Here is a 236-nt window from a genome sequence, read left to right as displayed (position 1 = left end):
TCCTTCGTGGCCACGAGGGGCACAGGCTCCTCCTCCCAGGTGAAGGCGGCGTAGACCTTCCCCTCCTTGAGGGAGAGCTCCACGTTGTAGGGGAGGGAGGCGTGGACACGCTCCACCAGGGCGCTCAGGTTGGGGTGGGAGGTCTTCACCAGGGCGTGGGCGTGCCTCCCGTTTCCCAGGTTGACGCGGAGCCAAAGGGCTCCGTCCTTTGCCTCCAGGCGGAGGTTGAGGTTGCC

At 66.9% G+C, this 236-nt stretch carries 1 pseudogene; it reads right to left on the bottom strand.

Annotated elements, in window-relative coordinates:
• A pseudogene (locus ACYQ0J_RS13830) lies at positions 1 to 236 on the bottom strand (IS200/IS605 family accessory protein TnpB-related protein); the annotation flags it as partial.

The organism is Thermus sp. FJN-A (assembly GCF_054655095.1).
Note: the sequence above shows the minus strand (reverse complement) of the source record. Positions and strands in the feature narration are given on the sequence as shown.